Source organism: Parasphingopyxis sp. (assembly GCF_052168275.1).
In the GTDB taxonomy this organism is placed as follows: domain Bacteria; phylum Pseudomonadota; class Alphaproteobacteria; order Sphingomonadales; family Sphingomonadaceae; genus Parasphingopyxis.
Genome location: NZ_JBQLZM010000109.1, coordinates 1 through 5182, shown reverse-complemented (window position 1 = coordinate 5182; position 5182 = coordinate 1). Strand labels below are relative to the sequence as shown.

Annotated in this window: 5 protein-coding genes; 2 read left to right on the top strand and 3 right to left on the bottom strand. The window is 63.1% G+C overall.

The annotated features are described in order from the left end of the window. Together ACTS1X_RS09605 and ACTS1X_RS09600 are read right to left on the bottom strand one after the other, a co-directional pair. The coding region (locus ACTS1X_RS09605; protein ID WP_442614170.1) for an NAD(P)H-dependent flavin oxidoreductase at positions 1-839 on the bottom strand (839 nt) is incomplete at its 3' end. A 139-nt stretch (positions 840-978) separates the two neighbouring features. Next, positions 979-2223 (bottom strand): aspartate kinase, encoded by a 1245-nt coding sequence (locus ACTS1X_RS09600; RefSeq protein ID WP_442614169.1) that lies wholly within the window; start codon positions 2221-2223, stop codon positions 979-981. 78 nt (positions 2224-2301) lie between these two features. Here ACTS1X_RS09600 and ubiG point away from each other — a divergent pair, with 78 nt between their 5' ends. Together ubiG and ACTS1X_RS09590 are read left to right on the top strand one after the other, a co-directional pair. Continuing rightward, positions 2302-3060, top strand: coding sequence for a bifunctional 2-polyprenyl-6-hydroxyphenol methylase/3-demethylubiquinol 3-O-methyltransferase UbiG (ubiG, locus tag ACTS1X_RS09595; RefSeq protein WP_442614168.1), 759 nt, complete (start codon positions 2302-2304; stop codon positions 3058-3060). 73 nt (positions 3061-3133) lie between these two features. Then, entirely contained in the window at positions 3134-4741 is a 1608-nt protein-coding gene (locus ACTS1X_RS09590; RefSeq protein WP_442614167.1) for a hypothetical protein, read from the top strand. Here the strand turns inward: ACTS1X_RS09590 and ACTS1X_RS09585 are convergent. Further along, positions 4738-5182, bottom strand: a 445-nt coding sequence (locus ACTS1X_RS09585; RefSeq protein WP_442614166.1) for a response regulator transcription factor, incomplete at its 5' end; no start/stop codon positions are given. The two genes, ACTS1X_RS09590 and ACTS1X_RS09585, sit on opposite strands and share 4 nt — an antisense overlap.

Below are 5182 nucleotides of genomic sequence, written 5' to 3'. Positions count from 1 at the left end.
TGGAGCTGGGCCTCGCCCATCTCGATCTCCCCGGCGTCGAGCAGTTTCGCGACTTCGATCTGCTTCCTGTTGAATTCCTGCGTGCCTCTATTCTTCAGCGCGCGGACCGGGATGACCGGCAGGCGGTCGTCGATCTGGGTGCTGACGATCGCGTCGCGGGCCGGGGCGCGCATGAACGCTTTCTTGAACGCCGGATGCGCGATGCATTCGGTGGCGCAGACGAAGCGCGTGCCGAGCTGGACGCCGACCGCGCCGACTTCGAGCCAGGCGGCGATCGCATGGCCGCGGCCGATGCCGCCGGCGATGAAGATCGGCAGCTCGTCGCGCAGCTCGGGCAGGATTTCCTGGGCGAGGACGGACGTCGAGACCGGCCCGATATGGCCGCCCGCCTCCATCCCCTCGATCACCAGCGCGTCGACGCCCGAGCGGTGCAGCTTCTTCGCCAGCGCGAGCGCCGGGGCGAAGCAGATGAGTTTCGCGCCGAAATCCTTGATCTTCGGGATCGCCCAGCTGGGCGGGAGGCCGCCGGCGAGCACGACATGGCTGATCTCGTGCTTGGCGCAGACCTGGATCAGTTCCTCGAGCTGCGGGTGCATGGTGATCAGGTTGACGCCGAACGGCTTGTCGGTGCGTTTTTTCGTCTCGGCGATCTCTTCGTCGAGCATATGCGGCTCCATCGCGCCGCAGGCGATCACGCCGAACCCGCCGGCGTTCGAGATGGCGGAGACGAGGTTGCGCTCCGAAATCCAGCTCATCGCCCCGCCGAGAATCGCATATTCGGTGCCGAGAAATTCGCAGCCCCGACGCATCATGCGCTTGATGTCGTTTTCGGTGGTCATCGTTTCCCCTCCCCTTGATGGGGAGGGGTTAGGGGTGGGGTGATCTGTCCGCAGACTCCATCGCGTGCCGATGGCTCACCCCCACCCAACCCTCCCCCATCGATGGGGAGGGCTTTGACGTGTGTTGGACTTTCGCCCCTCACGCCGCATCGTCCTCCGCGTCGAGCCCGTAGGCGGTGTGCAGGACGCGCACGGCGAGCTCGGTATAGTCTTCCTCGATCAGCACGCTGACTTTGATCTCGCTGGTGGTGATCGCCATGATGTTGATGCCGCGATCGGCCAGCGTCTGGAACATGGTCGAGGCGACGCCCGCATGGCTGCGCATGCCGACCCCGACGACCGAGACCTTGCAGACATTGGTGTCGTGCGCGATCTCGCGATAGCCGATCGCGTCCTTGGCCTTTTCGAGCACGTCGAGCGACCGGGGAAGGTCGGCCGAGGGGACGGTGAAGGTCACGTCGGTGTTGCCGGTCTCGCGCGCGAAATTCTGCACGATCATGTCGACATTGATGTTCGCCTCGGCGAGCGGCGCAAAGATCGCGGCGACCGAGCCGGGCTTGTCCGCCACCGATTTGAGCGTGACCTTGGCCTCGTTCTTGTCATAGGCGATGCCGGTAATCAGCTGTTTTTCCATCTCGCTTTCCTCAAATTCCGTCTCGTCGACGATCATCGTGCCGGGCTTGTCCTCGAACGAGGAGAGCACCTGCAGCGGCACCTTGTGCTTCATCGCCAGCCCGACCGAGCGGGTCTGGAGCACCTTCGCGCCGACGCTCGCCAGTTCGAGCATCTCCTCATAGGTCACCTTGGCGAGCTTGCGCGCCCGGGGGACGATGCGCGGATCGGTCGTGTAGACGCCGTCGACATCGGTGTAGATGTCGCAGCGGTCCGCCTTCATCGCGGCGGCGATGGCGACGGCCGACGTGTCCGATCCGCCGCGGCCGAGCGTCGCGACCCGGCCTTCCTCGGTCATGCCCTGGAAGCCGGGGATCACGGCGACGGTGCCGCCCTCGATCGCCTTGGCGAGAATGTCCGCGTCGATATCGTCGATCCGCGCCGAGGCATGGGCCTCGGAGGTGCGGATCGGCAGCTGCCAGCCCATCCAGCTGCGCGCCGCGACGTCCATCGACTGGAGCATGATCGCGAGCAGGCCGGCCGACACCTGTTCGCCCGACGCGACGACGACGTCATATTCGCGCGGATCGTAGAGCGAACTGGCCTCGCGGCAGAACTGGACCAGCCGGTCGGTCTCGCCCGCCATGGCCGAGACGATCACCGCGACGTCGTTGCCCTTGTCGACCTCGCCCTTGACGCGCTCCGCCACCGCCCGAATCCGATCGATCCCGGCCATGGACGTGCCGCCGAATTTCATCACGATGCGAGCCATTGATCTCCCGGAAACCCCCGAAAAAATGCGCCTCGCCCCATGGAACAGGGCGGGCGATCCTGTTAGGCAGGGCGGGTTATGAACGCAAGTGCAGCATCACCGCCGTCCGCTCCGTCGCCGGGCACCGTCGATCCGAAGGAGGCCGCGCATTTCGGCGCGCTCGCGGCCGAATGGTGGGACCCGAAGGGCTCGTCCGCCATGCTGCACCGGCTCAACCCGCCGCGGCTGCGCTATATCCGCGATGCGATCGACCATCACTGGGATTGCGACGAGCATGACCGGCACCCGCTCGTCGGCAAGCGCGCCCTCGATATCGGCTGCGGCGCGGGGCTGCTCGCCGAGCCGCTGGCGCGGCTGGGCGCGGACGTCACGGGGATCGACGCGGCGGCCGAGAATGTGGAGGCGGCGAAAGCGCATGCGGCGCAATCGGGCCTCGTCATCGACTATCGCGCCGGCGGGATCGAGGCGGCGGACGGTCGCTACGATCTGGTCACCTGCATGGAGGTGATCGAGCATGTCGCGGACCCCGCCCGGTTCGCGCAGGGCCTCGCCGATGCGCTGGCGCCCGACGGGCTGCTCGTCATGTCGACCCCCAACCGCACGGGCCTCTCGAAGGTCGCGATGATCACCGTCGGCGAGGGCGCGGGCCTGATCCCCAAGGGTACGCACGACTGGGACAAGTTCCTGACGCCCGAGGAACTGACCGGGCTGCTCGAGGATGCGGGGCTGTCGGTAGCCGACGTGTCGGGCCTGAGCTTCTCGCCCGCCCGCGGCTTCGAGATTTCCGAGCAGACGGCGCTCAACTATCTGGTGACGGCCCGGCGGGCGGACGCCTGAACAGTACCTATAACTTCTTGTAGCTTTTTCCCTTTCGCGTCGCAGTTGATGGTGCTCGCGAGGGGAGATGGCGATGCGATTTTTCACGATCTTAGGTATTCTGTCGGTTGCCCTGAGCATATCTGGGACAGCGGCTGGACAGACCTACCAATATGAACGGGACATGCCGATTGCGCTGGGCCGGAGCTGGCATCCGCTTGAGCCGTTTCAGCCGGGGAGTCTCAGCCAATGCTTCACGACGACCTCACCAAGCGCCCCGCCGTCGGGCGCAACGGAATTTACCGAGGGCTTTACCGAAACGATTCAGGAACTTCGGCGGATCACCCAATTGCGAACTTCGGTTTCGGGTAGCACGAGTTTCGGGATAGCCCGGGTCAGCGGTTCGGCCGAATATGAACGGTATCGCGATATTTTTTCGAGCGATCGCTCGCTGGTTTATGTCGTTACGTTTCGGCGAACCTACCAGCCCCATGCGATTGAGAGCGCGGAACTCAATGTGACCGGAGCGGCGGCGCTGGATCTCGCCGGTCGCGAGACTGATCCACAACAGTTTTACCGGCGTTGCGGCGAGGCTTTGATAACCTCGATCACCCGCGAAACATCCCTCTCGCTCGTTTATACGTTTATCGCCTCGAGCAGGGAGAAGAGGGAAGAAATCCGCGCGGCGATTTCGGCATCGGTCGCGACGCCGGCGGCCAGCGGCCAAGGATCGGTCAACATCGTCAATATCGCCCAGTCGCGGGACTCGAGCGTCGTTGCCGAGGCAAGAGGATATCAAAATGGCATTCGGGATACATCGCCGAACCTTTCCGCCATCATTGGTGGTGCGACGGGCGACCTGACCGCCATTCGCGAGGGTTTGCGCGGGGCGGTCGCCGCCGTTCGATGGGCAGATGCGCCGATCGTCAGGTTCACCGCGGTGGACATATCCGACTATTTCGATGTGCCCGCGTACAGTCAGGCCGATTATGTGACGCGCGCCTATGCGTCCCTCGAACTGCTAAAAAATTACGCAGACCGTTACGTTGATCGTTACCTCGAACTCGACCAGCTGGAGCAAGATGTGCGTTCGGGCCGGTACGAATTTAGGCCCGGGATGGCCGCGCAGGTGCGCGCGGAAAAACAACAGATGCTGGCCGGAATCGAGCGGTTGATCGGCGCCGCGCGTCTATGCTTCGATTCTCCGGACGCAGAATGCCGAACTTCGGAACCCGATGTCGACCATGGTGTGTTGAGATTTGTGGAGGTTGATCTCGGTGAATTTCTGCGATGGAACTATCAGATCAGTAACAATCATTATGACGCCGGTGGCGAACGGATCAATGCGATCGCCACCTTCTGGCCGACGGTCAGGCTTTCGAATCTCCGGTTCGTGCGGGAGATCCGGCTATATCGGGACGATGCGCTCCTTTTTTCCATCAGTGATGACCAAGTCGCCGCAAATGCCGAGAACGGCATTTTTTCGAGCGCGGACGTTTGGCGGGAGACCGGCCGCACTGCACATTATTGCTGGCGTGGCGCGTGGACCGATTGCAATGCGGAAGCGGCGGACCAGAGAACTTTGGTCAATCGGTATCTCAGAAATGTTGATGGCAGCGCGACGTATCGGCTAGTGATTTACGACGTCGAGGGTGGCGAGGAGGAAGAAGTCTTCGGCAGTATACAAAATACGAATTTCTAAAGAAGGCCGTAGCGGTACCCTTTTGCAACGGCGTGCGGGAGCGTGTGGGCCCCAAGTTTTTTGCGCAGATTGGCGGCGTGAAGGTCGACCGTGGGAAGGCTTATGTCGAGTTTCCAAGCGATTCTGTCGCGACGCAACCCAGCAGCAAGATATCGCAACACTTCCAGCTCACGCGTCGAAAGCGCAGTATCCAGGCCATCGGCCGCTGCCCAAAACCGTGGGATCAGCCGGTCGATCAATACGAATGCCGCGATCATAATCTCGTGGGATTTCCCGAGAGCGTGCTGCGCCGTTCCCAGGCAACCACCAAACCCGAACCCGAAAGCCAGATCGGTGCCCGAAGGGTCGATGCTATCCGTAAGACCGACTATGCCTAGCGCGTCTTCCATGCCTGCGTCCGCTGCGCCGCACAAGACGGGCGCCGCGTCCAGCGTCCTTTCA

Coding starts and splice junctions, on each gene's coding strand:
- ACTS1X_RS09600 (WP_442614169.1), bottom strand. CDS start 2,223: ATGGCTCGCATCGTGATGAAATTCGGCGGCACGTCCATGGCCGGGATC.
- ubiG (WP_442614168.1), top strand. CDS start 2,302: ATGAACGCAAGTGCAGCATCACCGCCGTCCGCTCCGTCGCCGGGCACC.
- ACTS1X_RS09590 (WP_442614167.1), top strand. CDS start 3,134: ATGCGATTTTTCACGATCTTAGGTATTCTGTCGGTTGCCCTGAGCATA.